20 protein-coding genes, 2 pseudogenes and 1 riboswitch are annotated in these 23,141 nt (G+C 70.6%); of the genes and pseudogenes, 14 read left to right on the top strand and 8 right to left on the bottom strand.

Annotated elements, in window-relative coordinates; translation table 11 throughout:
* Positions 1 to 3 precede the first annotated feature (3 nt).
* The 3 genes from DSC45_RS17815 (at position 4) to DSC45_RS17805 (ending at position 2,947) form a co-directional block, all read left to right on the top strand.
* Positions 4 to 1,257, top strand: a complete 1,254-nt coding sequence (locus DSC45_RS17815; protein WP_119292066.1) for a L,D-transpeptidase — start codon at positions 4 to 6, stop codon at positions 1,255 to 1,257.
* Positions 1,258 to 1,353: 96 nt separating this feature from the next.
* Entirely contained in the window at positions 1,354 to 2,121 is a 768-nt protein-coding gene (locus DSC45_RS17810) for an enoyl-CoA hydratase/isomerase family protein (RefSeq protein WP_119292064.1), read from the top strand.
* A 211-nt stretch (positions 2,122 to 2,332) separates the two neighbouring features.
* Complete coding sequence (locus tag DSC45_RS17805; protein WP_119292063.1) at positions 2,333 to 2,947, top strand: ATP-binding protein; 615 nt, start codon at positions 2,333 to 2,335, stop codon at positions 2,945 to 2,947.
* Between the two features lie 379 nt (positions 2,948 to 3,326).
* Here the strand turns inward: DSC45_RS17805 and DSC45_RS17800 are convergent, their stop codons facing one another.
* Positions 3,327 to 3,965 carry a GNAT family N-acetyltransferase gene (locus DSC45_RS17800; protein WP_119292061.1) on the bottom strand — a complete coding sequence of 213 codons (639 nt, stop codon included), beginning with the start codon at positions 3,963 to 3,965 and terminating at the stop codon, positions 3,327 to 3,329.
* Between the two features lie 136 nt (positions 3,966 to 4,101).
* Between DSC45_RS17800 and DSC45_RS17795 the strand changes: the two genes are divergently transcribed.
* Complete coding sequence (locus DSC45_RS17795) at positions 4,102 to 4,320, top strand: EF-hand domain-containing protein (RefSeq protein WP_119292059.1); 219 nt, start codon at positions 4,102 to 4,104, stop codon at positions 4,318 to 4,320.
* Positions 4,321 to 4,383: 63 nt separating this feature from the next.
* Here DSC45_RS17795 and DSC45_RS17790 read toward each other — a convergent pair whose 3' ends face one another.
* Positions 4,384 to 4,938 (bottom strand): glycoside hydrolase family 25 protein, encoded by a 555-nt coding sequence (locus tag DSC45_RS17790; protein ID WP_119292057.1) that lies wholly within the window; start codon positions 4,936 to 4,938, stop codon positions 4,384 to 4,386.
* 537 nt (positions 4,939 to 5,475) lie between these two features.
* Here DSC45_RS17790 and DSC45_RS17785 point away from each other — a divergent pair.
* On the top strand, positions 5,476 to 6,858 hold the full coding sequence (locus DSC45_RS17785) for a hemolysin family protein (RefSeq protein ID WP_119292055.1): 1,383 nt from the start codon (positions 5,476 to 5,478) through the stop codon (positions 6,856 to 6,858).
* Complete coding sequence (locus DSC45_RS17780; RefSeq protein WP_119292053.1) at positions 6,855 to 7,877, top strand: hemolysin family protein; 1,023 nt, start codon at positions 6,855 to 6,857, stop codon at positions 7,875 to 7,877. Before DSC45_RS17785 ends, DSC45_RS17780 begins: the two co-directional genes overlap by 4 nt.
* A 63-nt stretch (positions 7,878 to 7,940) precedes the next feature.
* On the opposite strand, the gene DSC45_RS17775 is transcribed toward DSC45_RS17780, so the two are convergent.
* On the bottom strand, positions 7,941 to 8,168 hold the full coding sequence (locus DSC45_RS17775; protein WP_119292051.1) for a twin-arginine translocase TatA/TatE family subunit: 228 nt from the start codon (positions 8,166 to 8,168) through the stop codon (positions 7,941 to 7,943).
* A 389-nt stretch (positions 8,169 to 8,557) separates the two neighbouring features.
* Between DSC45_RS17775 and DSC45_RS17770 the strand changes: the two genes are divergently transcribed.
* Together DSC45_RS17770 and DSC45_RS17765 are read left to right on the top strand one after the other, a co-directional pair.
* Positions 8,558 to 9,802 (top strand): acyltransferase family protein, encoded by a 1,245-nt coding sequence (locus DSC45_RS17770; protein ID WP_240434696.1) that lies wholly within the window; start codon positions 8,558 to 8,560, stop codon positions 9,800 to 9,802.
* Positions 9,803 to 9,804: 2 nt separating this feature from the next.
* Positions 9,805 to 10,188: an N-acetyltransferase gene (locus tag DSC45_RS17765; RefSeq protein ID WP_119292049.1), complete on the top strand. Its 384-nt coding sequence runs from the start codon at positions 9,805 to 9,807 to the stop codon at positions 10,186 to 10,188.
* A 132-nt stretch (positions 10,189 to 10,320) separates the two neighbouring features.
* On the opposite strand, the gene DSC45_RS17760 is transcribed toward DSC45_RS17765, so the two are convergent.
* Complete coding sequence (locus DSC45_RS17760; RefSeq protein WP_240434695.1) at positions 10,321 to 11,175, bottom strand: alpha/beta fold hydrolase; 855 nt, start codon at positions 11,173 to 11,175, stop codon at positions 10,321 to 10,323.
* 127 nt (positions 11,176 to 11,302) lie between these two features.
* Here DSC45_RS17760 and DSC45_RS17755 point away from each other — a divergent pair, with 127 nt between their 5' ends.
* Positions 11,303 to 11,761, top strand: coding sequence for a MarR family winged helix-turn-helix transcriptional regulator (locus DSC45_RS17755; protein WP_119292047.1), 459 nt, complete (start codon positions 11,303 to 11,305; stop codon positions 11,759 to 11,761).
* 304 nt (positions 11,762 to 12,065) lie between these two features.
* A pseudogene (locus DSC45_RS17750) lies at positions 12,066 to 13,376 on the top strand (MFS transporter); the annotation flags it as partial.
* Between the two features lie 265 nt (positions 13,377 to 13,641).
* Here the strand turns inward: DSC45_RS17750 and DSC45_RS17745 are convergent.
* The 4 genes from DSC45_RS17745 to gcvT form a co-directional block, all read right to left on the bottom strand.
* Positions 13,642 to 15,036, bottom strand: coding sequence for an L-serine ammonia-lyase (locus DSC45_RS17745; protein WP_119292045.1), 1,395 nt, complete (start codon positions 15,034 to 15,036; stop codon positions 13,642 to 13,644).
* Between the two features lie 199 nt (positions 15,037 to 15,235).
* Positions 15,236 to 16,498 (bottom strand): serine hydroxymethyltransferase, encoded by a 1,263-nt coding sequence (gene glyA, locus DSC45_RS17740; RefSeq protein WP_119292043.1) that lies wholly within the window; start codon positions 16,496 to 16,498, stop codon positions 15,236 to 15,238.
* Between the two features lie 67 nt (positions 16,499 to 16,565).
* Positions 16,566 to 16,943, bottom strand: a complete 378-nt coding sequence (gene gcvH, locus DSC45_RS17735; protein WP_119292041.1) for a glycine cleavage system protein GcvH — start codon at positions 16,941 to 16,943, stop codon at positions 16,566 to 16,568.
* Positions 16,944 to 17,087: 144 nt separating this feature from the next.
* Positions 17,088 to 18,221 (bottom strand): glycine cleavage system aminomethyltransferase GcvT, encoded by a 1,134-nt coding sequence (gcvT, locus tag DSC45_RS17730; protein ID WP_119292039.1) that lies wholly within the window; start codon positions 18,219 to 18,221, stop codon positions 17,088 to 17,090.
* A gap of 167 nt (positions 18,222 to 18,388) precedes the next feature.
* Positions 18,389 to 18,485: riboswitch (glycine riboswitch) on the bottom strand.
* A gap of 229 nt (positions 18,486 to 18,714) precedes the next feature.
* Between gcvT and DSC45_RS17725 the strand changes: the two are divergent.
* From DSC45_RS17725 to DSC45_RS17710, 4 genes and pseudogenes are all read left to right on the top strand, one after another.
* A pseudogene (locus DSC45_RS17725) lies at positions 18,715 to 19,287 on the top strand (AAA family ATPase); the annotation flags it as partial.
* A 74-nt stretch (positions 19,288 to 19,361) separates the two neighbouring features.
* Entirely contained in the window at positions 19,362 to 20,207 is an 846-nt protein-coding gene (locus DSC45_RS17720; protein WP_119292036.1) for an enhanced serine sensitivity protein SseB, read from the top strand.
* Positions 20,208 to 20,377: 170 nt separating this feature from the next.
* The gene (locus DSC45_RS17715) at positions 20,378 to 21,154 is read left to right on the top strand and encodes an enhanced serine sensitivity protein SseB C-terminal domain-containing protein (protein WP_119292034.1); all 777 of its coding nucleotides are present in this window, start codon (positions 20,378 to 20,380) and stop codon (positions 21,152 to 21,154) included.
* 256 nt (positions 21,155 to 21,410) lie between these two features.
* Entirely contained in the window at positions 21,411 to 23,081 is a 1,671-nt protein-coding gene (locus DSC45_RS17710) for an ABC transporter substrate-binding protein (RefSeq protein WP_119292340.1), read from the top strand.
* Positions 23,082 to 23,141: the final 60 nt, after the last annotated feature.

Below are 23,141 nucleotides of genomic sequence, written 5' to 3'. Positions count from 1 at the left end.
TACGTGAACGGGCGACCGATCTCGGGGGCATCGGTTGATGCGAAGCAGCGCCGGCGCGGGCGGCGCGGTGGTCCGCTCGGACTCCTCCTCACCACGGTGCTGTTCGCCGTGACCGCCTGCGGGGGCGGCGGAGGCTCGGACTCCGACGACGACAAGTCCGGAGCGGGCGCGGGCCGGCAGAAGAACAACGAGCCCTCGGCAGCGGTCGTCGCCATCGCGCCGAAGGACAAGGCCAAGTCCGTCGCCACCAGCGGCGCGCTGCGGATCACCGCGGAGAAGGGCAAGCTGACCGAGGTCGAGGTCAGCGACGCCGAGGGCAACACCATAGACGGCAAGATCACCAAGAGTGGTGCGGCCTGGAAGCCGGCCCACCACCTCGCCGCCTCCACCAAGTACAAGGTGCACGCGACCGCGAAGGACTCCGAGGGGCGCGAGTCCGCGAAGGACACCACCTTCACGACCCTGACCCCGCAGAACACCTTCGTCGGCCACTTCACGCCCGAGGACGGCACGAAGGTCGGTGTCGGGATGCCGTTCTCCGTCAACTTCACCCGGGGCATCACCAAGCCCGAGGACGTCGAGAACGCCATCGAGATCACCTCGACGCCCAAGGTCGAGATCCGCCACAAGTGGTACGGCAACGACCGCATCGACTTCCGCCCCGAGGAGTACTGGAAGCCCGGCACCGAGGTGAAGGTCCGGCTCAACCTGGACGGCGTCGAGGGCCGCCCCGGCGTCTACGGCAAGCAGTCCAAGTCGGTGTCGTTCACCATCGGCCGCAGCCAGGTCTCCACCGTCGACGCCAAGTCCAAGAAGATGAAGATCGAGCGGGACGGCAAGGTCATCAAGACCATCCCGATCACCGCGGGCGCCCCGGGCACCACGACGTACAACGGCCAGATGGTCATCACCGAGAAGCTCAAGGTGACCCGCATGAACGGCGAGACCGTCGGCTTCGGCGGCGAGTACGACATCAAGGACGTCCCGCACGCGATGCGCCTGTCCACCTCGGGCACCTTCATACACGGCAACTACTGGGCGGCTCCGTCGACGTTCGGCGCGGACAACGTCAGCCACGGATGCGTCGGCCTGCGCGACGCCCGCGGGGGCGGCGACAAGAAGACCCCGTCCGCCTGGTTCTACGGCAATTCCATGATCGGCGACGTGGTCGTGGTCAAGAACTCCAAGGACAAGCAGGTCCAGTGGCACAACGGCCTGAACGCCTGGAACCTGGACTGGGACAAGTGGGAGAAGTGACGGCCTGAAGGTCGTTGCCCAGCTACTCGGGGGCCCGGTGCGGTGTGACTCACCGCACCGGGCCCCGATCTGTGAACGGGCATTAACCTGCCCCCCATGACCGTGACTCTCGAAGTATCCGAAGGCGTCGGCACGATCCGTCTCGACCGGCCGCCGATGAACGCGCTCGACGTCGCCATTCAGGACCGCCTCAAGGAGCTGGCCGAGGAGGCCGCACGCCGGGACGACGTGCGCGCCGTGATCGTCCACGGCGGCGAGAAGGTGTTCGCGGCCGGCGCGGACATCAAGGAGATGCAGGAGATGGACCACGCGGCGATGGTCGTGCGGTCCCGCGCCCTGCAGGAGTCGTTCACCGCGGTGGCCCGTATCCCCAAGCCCGTGGTCGCCGCGGTCAGCGGGTACGCGCTCGGCGGCGGCTGCGAGTTGGCGCTCTGCGCGGACTACCGGATCGCCGGGGACAACGCCAGGTTCGGCCAGCCGGAGATCCTGCTCGGCCTGATCCCCGGTGCCGGCGGCACCCAGCGTCTGTCCCGGCTCATCGGGCCGTCCCGCGCCAAGGACCTGATCTTCACCGGCCGGCAGGTCAAGGCGGACGAGGCGCTCTCGCTCGGCCTGGTGGACCGCGTGGTCCCCGCGGCCGAGGTCTACGAGGCCGCGCACGCCTGGGCCGCGAAGCTGGCGAAGGGGCCCGCGCTCGCGTTGCGGGCCGCCAAGGAGTCCGTCGATGCCGGACTGGAGACGGACATCGAGACGGGCCTGACCGTCGAACGCAACTGGTTCGCCGGGCTGTTCGCCACCGAGGACCGTGAGCGCGGGATGCGGAGCTTCGTCGAGGAGGGCCCGGGCAAGGCGAAGTTCCTCTGACGCTTGATCAACTGCGTTCGGCGCGCATCGGATTGAGGATCCGGACGGGTGCTGCGGCCCGTCCGGACCATCCCGAACAGGCCGCGCAGGCCGCCTTGTTGACGTTATGTCAACCTTAAGGGAGCCTTAACCCTTACGGTGGACCCACGTTCTGTGATCACCTTCGAACTCCCTGTTATCGCAGGTCGGATGGGCTCTGGGAGGGGTCTAAGTGCCGTGGGCATATGCCGATCGGGACCACCGGAACGGTTGCTTCCGGGGGGCGTATTCCCCAGGAACGGCCACAGAAGGCCCGCTGGGCGGCCATGATGGATCCATGGCGGGGCTGGAGGGTGGCGAGCAGACGCGGCGGCACGAAGGTGCCACCGTCGCGCGCTGGACCCCCGCGGTCGAGGACGAACGGGCCGTGAAAGCACTGGAGTTGTTCGGCAACCCGACCGAGGCCGAGGTGCCGCTGCCCTCGCGCCCCGAGTCCGCGGGCACCGCCCGCCGCCTCACCCAGATCGTCGTGCTGCGCCAGTGGGCGCTCTCGCCCGGTACCGCCGAGGTCGCCGTACTGCTCGTCTCGGAACTCGTCGGCAATGCCGTACGGCACACCGGCGCACGCGTCTTCGGACTCCGGATGCTCCGCCGTCGGGGCTGGCTCCGCGTCGAGGTGCGCGACCCCTCGCGCGGGCTGCCGTGCCTGATGCCGGTGCACGAGATGGACGTCAGTGGCCGAGGGCTGTTCCTGGTGGACAAACTCTCCGACCGCTGGGGCGTGGATCTGTTGCCGCGCGGCAAGACCACCTGGTTCGAGATGCGCGTCGCCGACCGCGACCGCTGACGGTCGCCGAGCGGCCCCTGGCGCACAGAAGCCCCCTCGCGCCTTGGTGGGGCGCCACGGGGGCTTCTGTGTGATGCGCCGAGGATCTTCGGGGGTGGGATCCACGGCCGCTGTCGACCTGGCCCGGGTCAAGGGGGTCGCCGGCACGACTATGGCAGACGGGGGTCATCGCACCCAAATTCACTTACGCGTCAATACGGGCATATGGGTACCACTCGACGGTGAATCCTTGGTGATCTGCGGCACCCACCTTGTAAATGCCGGTTAAGAATGCCCTGTGATGTATGAACGCTCGGAGTCGGGGGTGCGTCGCGGCGGGCGGCTCCCCGGTGTACCGCACCACTGGACCGCTGTGGTGCGAGTGCGGGCCGATCGCCGCTCAGCGGGCGAAGAGTACGGCCTCCGAGCCGACCGGCCGGAACCCGGCAGCCTGGAAGACCCGCACGCTGCGCGCATTGCCCGGCGACTGCTGGGCCCACACCACGCCGCCGTCGGGCACCAGGTGTCGGGCCGCCGTCGCGAGGGCGCGCCCGGTGCCGCGGTGCCGGGCTCCCTCGGCCACCTCGATCGAGGCCTCCCAGCGTCCTGCGACACCCCGGCCGAGTGTGAGCAGCCCGTCGTCGCAGGTCCACATGCGTACGCCGTCGCGGTGCTTGTGGGCGCGTACCACCCGTGGGTGAGCGGCCTCGTCGGTCTCCACGAGGGGGATCGGGGGCGGACCCGGCAGGGCGTCCGAGACGGTCAGCAGGTCGACGGTGTCCATGGCACGGCCGGTGCGGTCCATCAACGCGGCCAGGAAGCGCGGGTTCATGGTGGCGGCCAGGGTGTCGCAGTCCAGGCCCGCGAGAGTCTCGCGCACCCACTGCGGATCCTCGTCGGTGAACACCACCGAGTGCGCGGTGAACGCGATCACCCCCGCGTCCCTGCGGTCCGGCTGCGGGACGACGGTGACCGAACCGTCCGCCGCGGGGAAGCGGCCGTGCGCCGCCGCATCGAGGATCGCAGGCAGTCCGGTCATCGGAACTCCTCTGTCGATGCGGGGTGTTGACTCGCGCGGCCCTTGCTTTGCCGCGTTGGCCACGGCCCGGGCATTCTGCCGCAGGGCGGGCCGATAATCTGGTCGTTCCAGTTGGGCGACAATCGGGGAGGATCCTGTGGCGGACATCGACGAGGCGCGTAAGACGTTCGAGCGGTTCGATGCCAATGCGGACGGTTTCATCACCGCGGACGAGTTCTCGAGCGCCATGGTGGAGCTCGGCGACTACCAGGTCTCCGGCTCCGTGGCGCAGGCAGTGATCGGGTCGATGGACACCAACAAGGACGGCCTGCTCTCCTTCGACGAGTTCTGGGCGCACGTCAGCAAGTCGGCCTGAACAACGGTGCGGGGCCCGTCCGTTGGGCGGGCCCCGTCGCCGTGTCCGATGCCGTGCCGGATGTCAGTCGATCACGGCCCACTTGCTCAGGGCGTCCTTCGAGGCGAAGTCCGCGACGTTCTTGTCCAGGGGAGTGTCGGTGTACTGGTGGAAGCGCCAGTCGGCCTCGATGCGGGGCTTGCCCGCCGTGACGTAGTCGGCGATCCAGAGGCCGTCGCCCGCGTAGGACGTCGTGTCGACGTTCAGCCAGAAGTCGCGGTTCGTGTAGAGGACGACCCGGTGACTCGGCCTGAGGCGCTTCACCTCCTTGATGAACTGGTCCTTCTGGGCGTTGCTCGCGTGGCTGCCCTCGCCGTTGCGTTCCCAGTCGCAGGCGAGCAGGTCGCCCTTCTTCTCGCCCGCCTTGCCGACGAAATACTCCGCCTGGGCCTTGATGTTGTCCGGCCACAGGAAGTGGTAGAAGCCGACCACGCAGCCCGCGTCGCGGGCCCGCGACACCTGCGCGGCCATGCGCGGGTTGATGTACGAGCGACCCTCCGTCGCCTTGACGATCACGAAGTCCACACCGTCCGTGTCGAACGACGACTGGTACGCACTCACATCGATGCCGTGCAGCATGGGCGCCTCCTTGCTCAGTACGGCCTCACCCCCGCCGAACTGGTGCGATCGGGCGGGTACTTCACTCGGGGCGATGCCCGGCACCGGCGGCGGGAAACCACGGGCCAGGGTGAACGGCGGAACTCGGACACCGGGCGGGCCGGGCGGGCGCAAGGCCGCCGAGAGCGCGGCGGTCGGGCGGGCGGTCGATCGGGCGGTCGATCGGGCGGCCGGTGGTGGCCGGGAACAATCGGTCCGCCCGGCCCGTTCATCACTGTCACACAGCAGTTCCCGCACCATATGCACCCCAGCAGTGCCAGCAGAGCGGTCCTGGAGCGGCCCGGTCCGGAAATTCGGCGCCCGGCGTCTCTGGCAGCGATCTTTGCTGGTCTTTTACAATCACCAAAGGGACCCAGCCGTCCCGCCAGCACATGGTCCACCCGACCGAGAACCCCGAAGGAGCCACGGACCCGCAATGGGTGAGCCTCCCAGTACCAGCCGTGACCATCCCTGCCCACAGGCCACAGCGGCCTTCAGCGCGCCGGCGGGGGTGGCACGGTGAGCGAAGTGGTCCTCCTGCTCCTGGCCCTGCTCCTCACACTTGCCTGCGCAGTGTTCGTCGCAGCCGAGTTCTCGCTGACCACGGTCGAGCGCACCGACCTCGAGAAGGCCGCCGCGGCGGGTGAGCGGGGTGCCGACGGCGCCCTGAAGGCCGCCCGCTCCCTGACCCTGCAGCTCTCCGGCGCCCAGCTGGGCATCACCGTCACCTCGCTGGTGATCGGCATGCTCGCCGAGCCCTCGCTCGCGACACTGATCCGCGGACCCCTCGAGGCGCTGGGTCTCGGCTCGGCCGCGTCCACCACCGCCACACTGCTCGGCGTCGCCATCTCCACCGTCGTCCTGATGGTGGTCGGCGAGCTGGTCCCGAAGAACTGGGCGATCTCCCGGCCGGTAGCCGTCGCCAAGGTGGTGGCGGGCCCGCAGCGCGGCTTCACCACCGCCTTCGGCCCGTTCATCCGGCACCTCAACAACACGGCGAACCGCTTCCTGCGCCGTGTCGGCCTGGAGCCGGCCGAGGAGCTGGCATCCGTCCGCACCCCCGACGAACTGATCGCCCTGGCCCGGCACTCCGCGGCCGAGGGCGCGATCGAGGCCGACTCGGCGGAGCTGTTCGTACGGACGCTGCATCTGCACGAGCTGAGTGCGCAGAACGTCATGACGCCCCGGGTCGACGTCTGCGCCCTGGACGCACGGGCCACCGCGGCGGACGCGGCGACCCTCACGCATGCCACCGGCCTGTCCCGTTTCCCGGTCTACCGGGACTCGCTCGACGAGGTCGTCGGCACCGTGCACATCCGTGACGTACTGGCTCTCGAGCCCGCCGACCGGCAGCGCACCTCCGTCACGGAGCTGGCCACCGCGCCGCTTCTGGTGCCGGACAGCCTGCCCGCGGACCGGCTGCTCGAGCGGCTGCGGGAGACCCGCACGATGGCCGTGATCATCGACGAGTACGGCGGCACCGCCGGTGTCGCCACGGTCGAGGACATCGTCGAGGAGGTGGTCGGCGAGGTGCGGGACGAGCACGACCCGGTGGAGCTTCCCGACCTGGTGCCCTCCGGCGCGGCGGAGGACGGCCGGACCGTGTGGGCGGCCGACGGCGGCGTCCGGATCGACCAGCTCGCCGCGATCGGGATGCACGCCCCGGACGGCCCGTACGAGACGGTGGCCGGACTGATCGCCACCCAGCTCGCCCGTATCCCCGCGAAGGGGGACGCCCTCGAGCTCGACGGCTGGCGTCTGGAGGTCCAGGAGGTCGAGCACCACCGGGCCGACCGGGTCCATCTCACGGAACCGACGCCCCACGCCGGGCCCGAGGCCACCGCGGCCGGGCCGACACCGGTCCTGGTGCCGAGCCAGGAGAAGCAGGGGGCCGCGCGATGACCACGCTGCAGCTCTTCATCGGTGCGCTCACCCTGGTGACCAACGCCTTCTTCGTGGGCGCCGAGTTCGCCCTGATCTCGGTGCGCCGCAGCCAGATCGAGCCGCAGGCGCGCGAGGGCCACCGGTCCGCGCGCATCACGCTCTGGGGTCTCGAGCATCTGTCGGCCGTGATGGCCACGGCTCAGCTCGGCATCACGGTGTCCTCGCTGGTCCTCGGTGCCGTGGCTGAACCCGCCATCGCGCATCTCCTCGAGCCGGGTTTCGAGGCGGCGCATGTGCCGGGCGGTCTGGTGCACCCGATCTCGTTCGTGATCGCGCTCGCCATCGCGACGTATCTGCACATGCTCATCGGCGAGATGGTGCCGAAGAACATCGCCCTGTCCGAGCCGGCGAAGACCGCGCTGGTGCTCGGTCCGCCGCTGGTCGGGCTGACCAGGGCGCTGCGTCCGGTGGTGTTCGGTATCAACGCCTTCGCCAACGCCCTGCTGCGGCTGCTGCGGGTCGAGCCCAAGGACGAGGTGGAGTCGGTCTTCACCGACGACCAACTCGCCCGGATGGTCGCCGACTCCAGCGAGGCGGGGCTGCTGTCCTCGGCGGACAGTGAGCGGCTGCGGGACGCCCTGGAGCTGGGCACCCGGCCGGTCGGCGAGATCCTGGTGCCGGCCGGGACGTTCGTGACGGTGACGGAGGAGGCGACACCGGCCAGGCTGGAGCGGCTGGCGGCGGGGGCGGGATTCTCCCGCTTCCCGGTCACGGGACGCAACGGCGCGCTGCTCGGCTACCTGCACATCAAGGACACGCTCGGAGTCGCCGACCGCGACCAGGCATTTCCGGCCACCGCGCTGCACCCGGTCACCCGGGTACGGATCGACACCCCGCTCGACGACACGCTCACCGCGCTGCGGGCCGACGGCAGCCATCTGGCGGCCGTGACCGGTGGTGAGGGCGTCGTGCTCGGGTTCGTGACGATGGAGGACGTGCTGTCGGAACTGGTGGGGCCGACCCGGGCGGGAGTCTGAGGCTCCGGCCCCGGTGCGCGCGTCGACGCGAAGTGCGCTCGCCCGGTCGTCCGTCGGACGTTTTCAGTCGTCCGACGGACGGTCGGCGGGCGGCTGAACGACCCGTCCCTCGATGACTCGGCCGGCGCCGGGCGCTGCCCGGCCCTCGTCGGCGTCCTTCATCGCGCGCTTCTCGCTCTTGAGGATGCGGGTGGCCTTGCCGGCGGAGCGGGTGAGGCCGGGCAGTTTCTTCACCCCGACCACCACGATGACGACGAGCAGAAGCAGAGCGATCTCGCTGAGCCCGAACATCGATCAGGCTTCCTCTCGCTGACGCGGATGACCGCGCGCGGACGGTCGCGGGCGGCGCCGCACGGGAACGTCGGCAGGAGGAATCTACAGCACTGTAGAGAGGTCGGACCAGGGTGCATCGGTGCGGCGGGATCGGCCCGTGCGGGCCGCCGCGGACCAGCCGCGGGCGGCTGGCGCCGGACGGTGGGAATGCGTCGTTCCGGGTCGGTGCAGGTCGGCGGGGAGTGCCCGCCGCGGGCGTGGGAAGCGCCACAGCTGCGCGGCTGACAGCCCCCTTTTGCCTCTGGGGCGGGCAGAGTTAGGGTGCCGACAATGTTTGCCGTCGCACGCCTGAGCGCGTTTCACCTAAGACGCAGAAGCCTCACCCAGCGTTCCCCGCAGGAGGCGATGTGACGGACGTCTCTTCCCGGACGGGCATCAGAGGAGCCGAACTCCCCGACGCCCAGCCCGTACCGGCCGCCCGGAAGTCCGACGAGGACGGGCACAGCTCTGCCGCGACCCGGTCGAAGGCCTCCGGCGGCGAGGGCGCGGCGAAGCCCGCGAAGCAGCGCGACGCGTTCTTCGACAACGCCAAGTACCTGGCGATCGTCCTGGTCGCCATGGGGCATGCCTGGGAGCCGCTGCGCGACGGCAGCAGGGCCGCTTCGGCCCTGTACATCGCCGTGTACACCTTCCACATGCCGGCGTTCATCATCATCTCCGGCTATTTCTCGCGCAGTTTCGACATGCGCCGGGACCGGCTGATGCGGCTCGTCACGGGCGTGGCCGTGCCGTACGTGATCTTCGAGGTCGCCTACTCGCTCTTCAAGCGCTGGGCGGACGACGATCCGGGGCACCCGATCAGCCTGCTCGATCCCTGGTACCTGACCTGGTTCCTGATCGCGCTCTTCATCTGGCGGATCACCACGCCGCTGTGGAAGCTCGTCCGCTGGCCCGTCCCGCTGTCGCTGGCCATCGCGGTACTCGCCTCGGTGTCGCCGGACATCGGTGACGACCTCGACCTCCAACGGGTCCTGCAGTTCCTGCCGTTCTTCGTGGTCGGCCTGTGCCTCAAGCCCGAGCACTTCCAGTTGGTACGGCGCAAGGAGGCGCGGCTGCTCGCCGTGCCGGTCTTCGCGGCGGCTCTGGTGTTCGCGTACTGGGCGGCTCCGCGGATGAACGCCGCCTGGTTCTACCGGCGTGACAGTGCGCAGGAACTCGGGGCGCCGGCCTGGAGCGGCGGTGTCATGACACTCGCCATGTTCGGCTGCTCGATCGTGCTCGCCGCCTGCTTCTTCGCCTGGGTGCCGCGACGGCACATGTGGTTCACGGTGCTCGGTGCGGGCACGTTGTACGGCTACCTGCTGCACGGCTTCCTCGCCAAGGGGTCCCGCTTCTGGGACTGGTACGACGCGGACTGGATGCAGCAGCCGCTCGGCGCGATCGCGCTCACCCTGATCGCGGCGGCCATCATCACCACGCTCTGCACCCCGCCCGTACAGCGCATGTTCCGCTTCGCCATGGAGCCCAAGATGGAGTGGGCCTTCAAGCGGGACGCCGCCGCCCTCGCGAAGGCGGAGGCGCGCGCCAAGCGGGAACCCACGGACCAGCCCACCTCGGGCCGCGACGCGACCTCGCCCGCGAGACGGCACTAGGCATGACCGGCCCCGACGGGCTGTCCTTCAGACGCAGGCCGTGTCCGGTCGGCGCGGTGCGCTTTCTGCGCGCCGCGTCACCGGGCACGGCCGACCGCTTTCTGATCACCGCGCTCGACCTGGACGGCCGAGTCGTGGGGCGCCTCGACTACCGCCTGTGCCATGTCTGCCGCACGGGATACGTCGACGCCATCACCATCACCGGCCCCTGGCAGGGGTACGGGCTCGGCCGTGAGGCGCTGACCCTGATGCTCGGGCACGCCGTGGCCTACCGCTGGTTCACCTCGCGCCGCTCGCTGCCGGGCCGCCGCTTCTTCGCCACGATGAGCGAGGAGACCGGTGTCACCTTCGAACGCCGGGGCCTGCGATGTGCGCATCTGCGCTGACGCGGCTCCTGCGCGGGGCGGGTCGACTGCCGTCTTCTGCCGGGCGGTTGGTCTCTTCGTGCGGTCAACGGCCGGTGGCCGCCACGGACCGCACGCCGAAGCCCTCGAAGGCGGTCGGCTCGTCCTTTGCGCTCAGTCGTTCGGTGCGGTGTCCCGGATCAGGAACTCGCCCACTGCGGCGTTGAGTTCGTCCGGGGCCTGGTGCTGCAGGCCGTGGTGGCCGGCGGGCAGGAGCGCGATCTGGGCGTGGGGGAGACGGGCGGCGGCGGTCCGGGCCACCGCTGTCGCGCGGTGTGCCTGCCCGTGCTCGGCGAGCAGGATCAGCAAGGGGATACGCGGGGCGCCCAGGCCGGCGGCGTCCGGGCGCGGTCCGGTGACGGGGCGGGCCGTGCGGAAGCCGGACGCCGCTTCCTGCTGACGCAGCCAGTCCGGGTCGAGCCGGGCGCCGCCGGCCTCCCAGCGCAGGAACGAGCGGACGCGTCCGGGGCTCGGCCTGAGCAGCATCGGCAGGGCACGCAGCAGATAGCCGGGCCGGAAGCCGGCGAAGCAGTTCGTGGGGTCGAGCAGCGCCAGGCGCTCGACCCGGGCCGAGTTCAGGGCGTGACTCAGGGCGATCCAGGCGCCGTAGGAGTGGCCGGCGAGCGCGGTCCGCGTGATGCCGAGGCCGTCGAGGAGCGCGTCCAGCCAGCGGTTCAGATCGTCGACGGCGGCGATCCGGCGGCCCTCGGCCGGGACGCTGCGGCCGGTGTCGCCGATGAGGTCGACGGCCAGGACGCGATGGGTGCGGGCCCATTCGGGGGCGTTGGCGAACCAGCTCGCCGAGGTGTCCCCGCCGCCGGGCAGCAGGAGCAGGGGTGGCGCGCCGGGCGCCCCGGCCGCGTTCACGCGGGTCGTGCCGTACGGGGTGGGGATGTCGAGCCGCTCCACGCCCGGGCCCCACCGGGCGAGCAGCGCGTCGTACGCCGTGCAGAACGTCTCCTGGGACACTGTCCGCTCCTCGCTCGCTCGCCGTGCCGCGCAGCCTCGCTGCGCGCCAGTTCTCTCGCTGGACGTTATTCTCGCTGAACGAGATAATACGAGATCTCGGAGAAGAGCACTCGGGAAGGGAACGGGCATGCGGACGGACAGTGACGGGACCGGCATGGAGATCGTGCACCTACTGCGCGAGGTCACCGTCGAACTCGCCCTGACCCAAAGGGACTTCGCCCGCGCCAACGGGATGCACGCCACCGATGTGCGGGCCCTGGTGTGCCTGCTGGACGCGGAACGCTCCGGCGCCCTGCTCACCCCCGGTGAGCTCGGCGGACAGCTCGGCCTCAACTCGGCGGGCACTACCTCGGTCGTCGACCGGCTGCAGCGCCTGGGCCACCTGGAGCGCCTGCCCGACGCCCAGGACCGGCGCAGGATCCGCCTCAAGGTGAGCGACCGGGCCGTGACGCTCGGCGAGGACCACTTCGGCCCGCTGATCCGCCGCACCCTGGACCTCCTCGGCGGCTACGACGACCGCGAACTCGCCGCCGTACGCCGCTTCCTGACCACCACCCGCGACACGGCCCGCGCCCATGGCGCGTGAGCCCGCCCCGGCAGATACGGACCGCGTGTCCGCCTCCGGGCGTGCCTGGTAGCGTCCCCGTCATGTCTGCAGCTTCGTGCGCGGCCGCTTGCGCCGCAGTGACCGAGACGTCCCGCTAGCGGCGGGCGTCCGACTCACACACCCCTCCTCGGCGTCCAGCCGCTTCGTGATCAGACCGGAGCGGCACGTTCGTGCTGCTCGGAGCCTTCTCTGAGCGACGGAGCACCTGATGTTCTTCTCGGGCATCCTCTCTTCACGCGGGCCGAGCCCGTCTCCCGTACGCGCATGGCTGGTGCTGTGCGCGATGTCCCTGCTGCAGTTCTTCATCGCGGTCGATGTGACCGTGGTCAACATCGCCCTGCCCTCGATCGGCGCCGCCTTCGACGTCGACGGCCACGCCCTGACCTGGGTCGTGGTCGCGTACACCGTCACCGGCGGCGGGCTGCTGATGCTCGGCGGGCGCCTCGCCGACCTGCTCGGGCGGCGGCGCGTACTGCTGCTCGGCACCGGCCTGTTCGGCGCCGCGTCCCTGCTCGCGGGCCTGGCCCCCTGCTTCGGCCTGCTGGTGGCCGCGCGTCTGCTGCAGGGCGCGGGCGAGGCCGTCGCGCTGCCTGCCGCGATGGCCACCATCGTCCTGCTGTTCCCCGAAGGGCCGTGCCGGTCACGGGCGTTGAGTGTCTGGGCGGCGGTGGCCAGCGGCGGCCTCGTACTCGGGTTCGCGCTGTCCGGCGTCATCACCGCCCACTGGGGGTGGCGGTGGATCTTCCTGATCGCCGTTCCGTTCGTCGTGATCGTGCTGGTGGCGGCTCTCCTGCTGGTCGGCCGCGACCGGCCGGCGGCCGCGGGCAGGCCGTCGCTCGACCTTCCCGGAGCGCTGCTCCTGACCGCCTGCCCCTTGCTGTTCGCCTACGGCGTGGTGCAGGCCGGCGGCTCCGGCAGGCCCGGATGGCTGGTCCCGTGCGTGCTCGCCGGTGCGGTGGCCGCAGGGGCGGGGTTCGTACGTGTCGAGGCGCGCTCGCGCGATCCGCTGCTGCCGCCCCGCTTCTTCGCCCACCGCGCACGGGTCTCCGCCAACCTGACCACGATGCTGCTGAGCGGCGGTCTGTCGACCTCGTTCCTGCTCTTCACGTTCCATCTGCAGGACCGGATGGGGATCGGTCCGCTGGGAGCGGGACTGCTGATGCTGCCGCTCGCCGTCGCCCTCATCGCCTTCGCCACGTTCGTGCCACGGCTGCTCGGCCGCTGGGGCGCACGCGCGTGCGTCCTGGCCGGCCTGGGGTTCACCGCGGCGGCGATGGCCGCGATCGCACTCGTGTCGTCGCTGCGGGCGGGCGGAGCGGCGATGATTCCGGCCATGCTGCTGATCGCGGCCGGTATGGGGTTCGGCCTCGTGGGACTGCAGTACGTCGCGGTCAGCGGCGTCACGGACGCCGACGCGGGCATCGCGTCGGGTGTCCAGCGCGCGGCTGATCAACTCGGCGGCGCGACGGGGGTGGCGATCTGCGTCGGGATCGGCTTCGCCCCGGACCTGCACCCCTTCGACCCGTTCCTGGCCGCCACCGCACTCGCCGCGACGGGACTGGTGGCCGGCGGGGTGGTGGCGTGGCGTATGCCCGTCAACCCGCCGCCGACACAGACGCCGACGAAGCGGACGACCGGCCGCGCGGAGGGGACCGGCTCCCTACTCATGACCGGGGATGTCGCCGACCGGACCGGCAGGGCGACATCCCCGAGGGGCTCTCAGTGCTGTCGACGGAACTTGCGGGGGCTGTCCGCGCTGTCAACGGCGCTCCCTCGAGGGGACTTTCCGCCGGAGGGACGGCCGAGTCCGCGACCGAGCTCGACGACGCGAACCAACGACCGGGCCGGTGCAGGTTCGCTCAGCACTCGATGACGTTGACCGCGAGCCCGCCCCGCGCCGTCTCCTTGTACTTGACCTTCATGTCGGCGCCGGTCTCGCGCATGGTCTTGATGACCTTGTCGAGCGAGACCTTGTGGGAGCCGTCGCCGCGCATCGCCATCCGGGCGGCGGTGACGGCCTTGACCGCGGCCATGCCGTTGCGCTCGATGCACGGGATCTGGACGAGGCCGCCGACCGGGTCGCAGGTGAGGCCGAGGTTGTGCTCCATGCCGATCTCGGCCGCGTTCTCGACCTGTTCGGGGGTGCCGCCGAGCACCTCGGCGAGTGCGCCCGCGGCCATCGAGCAGGCGGAGCCGACCTCGCCCTGGCAGCCGACCTCGGCGCCCGAGATGGAGGCGTTCTCCTTGAAGAGCATGCCGATCGCGCCCGCGGAGAGGAGGAAGCGGACGATGCCGTTCTCCTGCTCCTCGACGGAGCCGCCGGGGACGAAGTCCAGGTAGTAGTGCAGCACGGCGGGGAGCACGCCGGCCGCGCCGTTCGTCGGGGCGGTGACGACGCGTCCGCCCGCCGCGTTCTCCTCGTTGACCGCCATCGCGTAGATCGTCGTCCACTCGCTGCGGTGCAGCAACGGGTCGCCCTCGGCGCGCAGTTGGCGGGCAGAGGAGGCCGCGCGGCGGCGCACCTTCAGGCCGCCGGGCAGGATGCCCTCCTGGGACATGCCGCGCTGCACGCAGTCCCGCATGACCTGCCAGATCTCCAGGAGCCCGGCCCGGATCTCGTCCTCGGTGCGCCAGGCCTTCTCGTTCTCCAGCATCAGCGAGGAGATGGACAGGCCGGTTTCGCGGGTGAGGCGCAGCATCTCGTCGCCGGTGCGGAACGGGTACTTCAGGACCGTGTCGTCCAGCTTGATGCGGTCTTCGCCCACCGCGTCCTCGTCGACGACGAAGCCGCCGCCGACCGAGTAGTACGTCTTCTCCAGAAGCGGGAGGCCGTTGCTGTCGTACGCGAAGAGCGTCATGCCGTTGGCGTGGTACGGCAACGAGCGGCGGCGGTGCAGGATCAGCTGCTCCGACTCGTGGAAGTCGATCTCGTGGGTGGCGCCTATCTCGGCGCCCATCAGGCGCAGCCGGCCCGTCTGCCGGATCCGGGCCACCTCGTCGTCCGCGCTGTCGACGTCGACGGAACGGGGCGAGTGGCCCTCGAGCCCGAGGAGTACGGCCTTCGGGGTGCCGTGGCCGTGGCCCGTCGCGCCGAGCGAGCCGAACAGCTCCGCCCGCACGGAGGCGGTCTGGGCGAGCAGCCCGTCCTTCTTCAGACGGCCGGAGAACATCCGTGCTGCGCGCATCGGGCCGACCGTGTGCGAGGAGGACGGGCCGATGCCGATGGAGAAGAGGTCGAATACGGAGATGGCCACGAGGGCGGACTTCCTTGTCTGCGGGGTCGGACTTCGGCCGGCGGGGTGGGGACCAGGGCCGACGGTCGCCTTGTCGAGCGTAACGCGGTGGTTTCGGCCACCGCGAACGCCGGCGGGCGGTGGGGCGGGGTGGGATCTCTCCCCGCCCCACCCCTTCCCGATACGCCTGCCGGCGGGCCTCCTCGATCGCCGGAGGGGCTTAACCGAGTGACGGGTACAGCGGGTACTTCTCGGTGAGCACCGTCACCCGCGCCCGCAGGGCAGCCGCGTCGTACGACGGCTTCAGGGCCTCGGCGATGATGTCGGCCACCTCGCGGAAGTCCTCGTCACCGAAGCCGCGGGTCGCGAGCGCCGGCGTGCCGATGCGCAGGCCGGAGGTGACCATCGGCGGGCGCGGGTCGTTCGGGACCGCGTTGCGGTTGACCGTGATGCCGACCTCGTGGAGACGGTCCTCGGCCTGCTGCCCGTCGAGCTCGGAGTTGCGCAGGTCGACCAGGACCAGGTGCACGTCGGTGCCGCCGGACAGCACGTCCACGCCGACCGCCTTGGCGTCGTCGGCGACCAGGCGCTCGGCCAGGATGCGCGCGCCGTCGAGCGTGCGCTGCTGGCGCTCCTTGAACTCCTGGCTCGCCGCGACCTTGAAGGACACCGCCTTCGCCGCGACCACATGCTCGAGCGGGCCGCCCTGCTGGCCGGGGAAGACCGCAGAGTTGATCTTCTTGGCGAGTTCGGCGGTGGACAGGATCACGCCACCGCGCGGTCCGCCGAGCGTCTTGTGCGTGGTGGTCGTGACCACGTGCGCGTGCGGTACGGGGGAGGGGTGCAGACCCGCGGCGACCAGGCCCGCGAAGTGGGCCATGTCGACCATCAGGTACGCGCCGACCTCGTCCGCGATCCGCCGGAACGCGGCGAAGTCCAGCTGACGCGGGTACGCGGACCAGCCGGCCACGATCAGCTTCGGACGGGACTCCTTGGCGAGGCGCTCGACCTCGGCCATGTCGACCTGGCCGGTCTCGTCGTCGACGTGGTACGCGACCACGTCGTACAGCTTGCCGGAGAAGTTGATCTTCATGCCGTGGGTCAGGTGCCCGCCGTGCGCGAGGTTCAGGCCCATGATCTTGTCGCCGGGCTTGAGCAGCGCGAACATCGCGGCCGCGTTCGCCTGCGCACCGGAGTGCGGTTGGACGTTGGCGTGCTCGGCGCCGAACAGGTCCTTGACCCGGTCGATGGCGAGTCGCTCGACGACATCGACGTGCTCGCAGCCGCCGTAGTAACGGCGGCCCGGGTAGCCCTCGGCGTACTTGTTGGTGAGGACCGATCCCTGAGCCTCCATGACAGCGACCGGAGCGAAGTTCTCCGAGGCGATCATCTCGAGGGTGGACTGCTGCCGGCCGAGCTCGGCGTCGACGGCCGCGGCCACGTCCGGGTCGAGTTCGTGCAGTGGGGTGTTGAGAAGCGACATGGTGTGACGTCCTTAAGGGGGCGCTTACGGGCGACGGCTCAGGATGCGGGAGTAACCGGTACCGGCCTCAGGAGCCGGAGAACTCCGTGTACTCGGCCGCCGAGAGCAGGTCCGCCGGCTCCTCGGACGTACGCACCTTGAACAGCCAACCACCCTCGAACGGGGCGGAGTTGACCAGTGCCGGGTCGTCCACCACGTCCTGGTTCGCCTCGACGACCTCGCCGGTCACCGGAGAGTAGAGGTCACTGACCGACTTGGTGGACTCCAGCTCGCCGCAGGTCTCACCCGCGGTGACCGTGTCGCCGACCTCGGGCAGCTGGACGTAGACGACGTCACCGAGCGCGTTCGCCGCGTGCTCCGTGATGCCGACCGTCGAGACGCCGTCAGCGGCGGCCGAAAGCCACTCGTGCTCCTTGCTGTACCGCAGCTCCTGTGGATTGCTCATGGCCTGAATTCTCCTGTACGCGGGGGACTGGTGATGAACCGGAGGTGGGTGGGCGGCGTCACTGGGACACTCGCCCCGATGTCACTTACGGCGCCGGCGGACCCGAGGTCACGGGCCCCGGCCGGGAATCCCGTGACCCGGGGGTCACTTGTCGCGCTTGTAGAACGGCAGCGCCACGACCTCGTACGGCTCGTGGCTGCCCCGGATGTCCACGCCGACACCCGGCGTACCGGGCTCCGCGTGCGCGGCGTCGACGTACGCCATGGCGATCGGCTTCCCGAGCGTCGGCGACGGCGCTCCGGAGGTGACCTCGCCGATCACCTTGCCGTCCACGACCACCTGATAACCGGCGCGCGGCACCCGGCGCCCCTCGGCGATCAGACCGACCAGCTTGCGCGGCGGCGCCGACTCGGCCCGCTCCGTGGCCTTCTCCAGTGCCGCCCGGCCCACGAAGGCACCGCCGTTGGAGGTCTTCTCGAACTTGACCACCCGGCCCAGCCCGGCGTCGAACGGCGTCAGGTCGGTCGACAGCTCGTGCCCGTACAGCGGCATCCCGGCCTCGAGGCGCAGCGTGTCCCGGCAGGACAGTCCGGCGGGGACCAGGCCGCGGCCCGCGCCCGCCTCGGTCAGCGCGCTCCACACCGACTCGGCGTGCTCCGGCGCGAGGAACAGCTCGAAACCGTCCTCGCCGGTGTATCCCGTCCGGGCGAGCAGCGCGGGCACTCCGGCCACGGTGGCGGGCAGTCCCGCGTAGTACCTCAGACCCGCGAGATCCGCGTCGGTCAGGGACTGCACGATCGCGGCCGCCTGCGGCCCCTGCACGGCGAGCAGCGCGTAGGCGTCGCGGTCGTCGCGGACCTCCGCGTCGAAGCCGGCGGCACGCTCGGTGAGGGCGTCGAGGACGGTCTGCGCGTTGGAGGCGTTGGCGACCACCAGGTACTCGGGGGCCTCGGTGTCGCCGAGCCGGTAGACGATCAGGTCGTCCAGGATGCCGCCGTCCTCGCGGCAGATCATGGTGTACCGGGCACGGCCGGCGGCCACCTTGCCGATGTTGCCCACCAGGGCGTGGTCGAGGAGGTCCGCGGCGGCGGGTCCGGTGACGGTGATCTCGGCCATGTGGGAGAGGTCGAAGAGGCCGGCGGCCGTGCGGACGGCGTTGTGCTCGTCGCGCTCGCTGGCGTACCGCAGCGGCATGTCCCAGCCGGCGAAGTCGGTCATGGTGGCGCCGAGACTCCGGTGTACGGAGTCGAGGGCGGTGAGACGGGGGGCGTTGGTCATAGGTCTGGCTCCCAGGGCATGACTGGTGAGGTCGATCCTCCCCATCTGTCATCGAACCTGAGAGGTTCATCGCGCCTGGGGGCCCCGGACGGAGTCCGGGGGAGTGTCCCGGGGCACGACTTGCACCTTGGGTGGAGCCGCTGACGCGGCCCGCTTTTCAGATCTGCCTCGCCCGCGCGGTATCGGGGCCTGAGAGATTCAAGGGAGGTACTTGCTCCTTCGGCGTCCCAGTCGGATCACTGGGAACTCTCCCGCGCGGATTCAAGCGGCCGGTATGCAGTTGGCGCGGCCATCATTGCACGTCCCTCGTCCGGGTAACCCGGTTGTGCCGCATTACCAGCTCTTTACACTCGACGAGGAAGAGTGACGGGACCGCAGGGGGAGGCCGGACACGGTGCACAGTTCAGGCGCGCAAGGGACCTTCGAGGCGCCCCGAGGCGCCCCGGTACCGTGCCGACAGGCCCTGCCGGCACGGGGGTTGCTGTTCCAGGGGCCGGTGATCAGGGACCTGCGCGCCAGAGCCGGACACAGCCCGCAGCGGCTGCTGTTCGGCGCGGGCGACCTGGTGGTCGTCTCCGGGCTGCCCGGCAGCGGCAAGAGCACGCTGATGCAGCGGTCCGTCCCCGGCCCGCGCATCGACTCCCACGACACCCGCGAGCACTTCGCCGCCCGCATGCCCCGTCTGCTGCCGTACACCGTCTACCGCCCGCTGGTCCGCCTCGCGCACTACGCCGGCCTGCACCGCGCCCTGCGCGCCGGGGAGAGCGTCGTAGTGCACGACTGCGGCAGCCAGGCCTGGGTGCGCCGCTGGCTGGCCCGCGAGGCGGCGCGGCGCGGGCGTGCCCTGCACCTGCTGCTGCTCGACGTCGACCCGGACACCGCACTCGCCGGGCAGCGCGAACGCGGCCGCGGAGTCTCCCAGTACGCCTTCGCCCGCCACCGCCGGGCCGTGACCCGGCTGGTCCGGGACGCCGAGAACGGCCGCGCACCGGCCGGCTGCGCGGGCGTGGTCCTGCTCGACCGGCCGGCCGCCGACGCCCTGCGGACGGTGGGCTTCTGCGGCTGAGGCGGGGCGGCGGTACCGGATCGCGCCCGGGTTAGGGTGCGTGAGGACGAAGTGGTGCGAGCGGGTGGTTGCAGATGGATGTTCCGGCACACGACGGCCTCGGCAGGCCCCTGGACCAGGGCGGGCACGGCGGACTCCCGGACGGGCAGGTGCCCGGACAGGGGCACCCCGGCGGTCACCACCCCGGCATCGGCTGGCCGGGGAACGAGCTCGAGGAGGTCCTCGCCGCCTCCGTCGGAGTCCCCTCGGCGTCCGGACGCATCGTCGAGGTGCTCGGCCGCAGCATGATCTGGGTCCCGCTGCCGGGCGGCGGAGGCCGCGAGAGCCGCGATCTCGACCTGCCGGCCATGGAGCTCGGCGGACAGGCCTACGTACCGGTCTTCAGCTCGCAGGAACAGTTCCTCTCGGTCGTCGGCGGACACATGCCGTTCGCGGTGGCGCCGGCCGTCGAGTTCGCCCGCGGCCTTCCGCCGCAGCTCGGCATAGTGGTCAATCCGGACGGCACGGTCGGCGTCCCGCTGCCGCCCGACGCCGTGGCCGAACTCTGCCGGGCGGGGCGCACCCCGCTGGACGGCCCGGCCGCCGGCGGACGCGTGCGGCTCTACGAGCCGGACTGGCAGGACGACCCGATGGACTTCCTCGACGCGGCCGCGGCGGAGTTCGCCGCGACAGGTGTGGTGGCGACCGCCCGGCGCTGCCTGGCGTCGGTCGAGGGCGGCGACCCGGTCATGTTCGTCGGCGTGGAGCTCTCGCAGTGGGAGCCCACCGCCCGTAACCTCCCGATGGACGCCCTGGGCCGCGCGCTCGGCCGGGCCCCGGCTCCCTGGCCGGTGAACCTGGTCCTGCTCGACGTGGCCCAGGACCCGGTCGGCGACTGGATGCGCGAGAGGGTCCGGCCCTTCCACCGGCAGGACACCTGAACCGCCGCGTCCGGGCGGCCGGACGTCCGGATCGCGGGACATCCGAATCGCCGACGCCTGATCGGCTGTCGGCGGGGCGGCCTAAGCTGGTTTCATGACCGGGGTGACTTCCGGGACGGGGAGTTAAGGCGATTGTGTACGCGAAACCATTCGAGGGGGGCCGGTCGACAGTGAGTGCGTCGGGCACGGCAGCGGCCGGCCAGGTCGAGCACATGCTGCGCCAGGTGACGCCCGGCCGGTACGACGCCTACGAGGCGCTCCTCGAGGCACTTGCGAGCGGTCAGGTCTGGATGCTGCTCTGGCACGGCCAGGCGGGATCCCCGGACGCCCAGTACGGGAACATGGACGTGGACGGCCTCGGCTACGCCCCCTGTGTCACCTCCGCCCAGGAGCTCGCCGCCTCGGGATGGAATCGCGCGCACGAGGTCGCCGGCGGCATCGAGGTGGCCCGCACCCTCTTCCCCGACCACTACGGCCTCTGGCTGAATCCGCACGCCCCCGGCGGCGGTGTCGGCATCCCGTGGCTCGACCTGCGCCGGATCGCCACCGGCCTGGACAAGCTGCCCGCGGGGCCGCTCAGACTTTCCGAGCCGGCCATCGAAATCCCCCAGTTCTACGCCCAGTTGGCGCAGAACGCGCACCGCACCCCGGCCGTACGCTCGCTGCGCCGCGCCTGGGTGCAGCCCGCGCTCGGCGCCCCGTACCTCGCACTCGGCCTGGACGTGTACGACACGACGGCGGCCTCCGTGGACGCGGTGCGGGCGATGATGCAGCAGTCCATCTCGGCCGTGCCGGACGGACTGCCGGTCTCCACCGTCGCGATGGGCGACGCCTACGACCCGGTCGCGATGTGGCTGCGGGCCAACTCCCGCCCGTTCTACGACCGCGACGCCTACGCCTCTGCACCGGCCGGCGGCGGCCACGGATACGGCTACCCCCGGACGTAGCGCCGCTCGGCGAGGGCCGATCTCGCCCTCGCACCGCTGAAATCCCGTCAAATCCCTTATGGCGGCCGGAGTTCGGGCTCCCCGCGCGGGGGTGTGTGACCTCCAGGTCTCGTTTGCGTATCGCCGGTATCCGGACCGTTCACCCGGGTCAGCGGTCACACGTATCGTTCGGCCAGTTCCAGATCACCCTGGGGCGGTGCCGAGGCGCCGCCCCCGGAAGCGCATCCTCGTGCACGGCCGAACTCTGGGGTTGGACATGCGAATACTGAAAAGCCGCGCCGTGCGCGCGGTCACGGCGACGCTGGTGGCCGTCCTGGTCGCCGCGGGCTGTTCCAGTGACCGCGGCAAGGACGACGGGGGGAACAAGGCGAAGGACACCTTCGTCTTCGCCGCACCCGGCGACCCGGCCGCCCTCGACCCGGCGCTCGCCAGTGACGGCGAGACCTTCCGTGTCACCCGGCAATCCTTCGAGGCACTCCTCAAACACGAGTCGGGCGGATCCAAGCTGACCGGCGCGCTCGCCGAGAAGTGGGACAGCAACGACGACGGCACGGTCTGGACCTTCGACCTGCGCAAGAACGTCAAGTTCCACGACGGCGAGGCCTTCGACGCCGAAGCGGTGTGCGCCAATTACGACCACTGGTTCAACTGGACCGGCAGCTACCAGTCGAGCGCCGTCTCGTACTACTGGCAGTCCGCCCTCGGCGGCTTCGCGAAGAACGAGGACAAGGAAGCGCCGAAGGCGAACTACAAGTCCTGCACCGCGAAGGACGAGAGCACCGCCGTCATCGAGGTGAACGAGCCCTCCGCGAACCTCCCCGGCGGCTTCTCCCTGCAGGCACTCGCCATCCACTCGCCGAAGGCGATCAAGGAGTACGAGAAGCAGGACGCCAAGGCCAAGGGCGATGCCATCACGTACCCCAAGTACAGCCAGGAGGCGGGAACTCTCGCCGGTACCGGGCCGTACGAGATCACGGACTGGAACAAGGGCAACAAGGAAGTCAGCCTCGAACGGTTCGACGACTACTGGGGCAAGAAGGGCGGCGTGAAGAAGCTGGTCTTCCGGACCATCGACACGGAGGACGGCCGCCGGCAGGCGCTGCAGGCCGGTGACATCGACGGCTACGACCTGGTCGCACCCGCCGATGTGGAGACCCTCGAGAAGGAGGGCTTCCAGGTGCCGACGCGTGACAACTTCAACGTCCTCTACCTCGGCATGGCGCAGGGGAAGAACAAGGCACTGAAGAAGCCCGAGGTCCGGCAGGCCATCGCGCACGCCGTGGACCGCGAGAACCTGGTCAAGACCCAACTGCCCGAAGGCGGCGAGGTCGCGACCCAGTTCATGCCGTCGACGGTCGCCGGCTTCTCCAAGAACGTGAAGAAGTACGAGCACAGCACCACCAAGGCCAAGAAGCTCCTCTCGGGCGCGGGTGAGACCGGCCTGAAGGTGGAGTTCTGCTACCCGACCGAGGTCACCCGGCCCTACATGCCGGCCCCGCAGGACATCTTCGAGTCCGTCAAGGCCGACCTGGCCAAGGCCGGAATCAAGGTCACCCCGAAGCCGCTGAAGTGGGCGCCGGACTACACCGACGCGGTCGAGGCGGGCTCCTGCGCGCTGCACATGCTCGGCTGGACCGGCGACTTCAACGACGGGTTCAACTTCATCGGAACCTGGTTCGCCGGCTACGACAAGCAGTGGGGCTTCAAGAACGACAAGGTCTTCGACGCGGTGAACGCCGGGTCCAAGGAGGCCGACCCGGCCGCCCGCACCAAGGCGTACGAGAAGGCCAACGAGGTGATCATGGACTACCTGCCGGGTCTCCCGCTGACCTCGTCGCCGCCGGCCATCGCGTTCGCCAAGAACGTCAACCCGCCCGAGGTCTCCCCGCTCACCCAGGAGAACTTCGGCGAGGTCACCTTCAAGTAGACGAGGTCGGGCGAGCCGGCTCCCGACAGGGGGCCGGCCCGCCACCGGTCCGACGGCACA

The sequence above is a fragment of the Streptomyces sp. YIM 130001 genome, from assembly GCF_003574445.1.
Lineage (GTDB): Bacteria > Actinomycetota > Actinomycetes > Streptomycetales > Streptomycetaceae > Streptomyces.
This window is presented reverse-complemented; position numbering and strand designations above follow the sequence as displayed.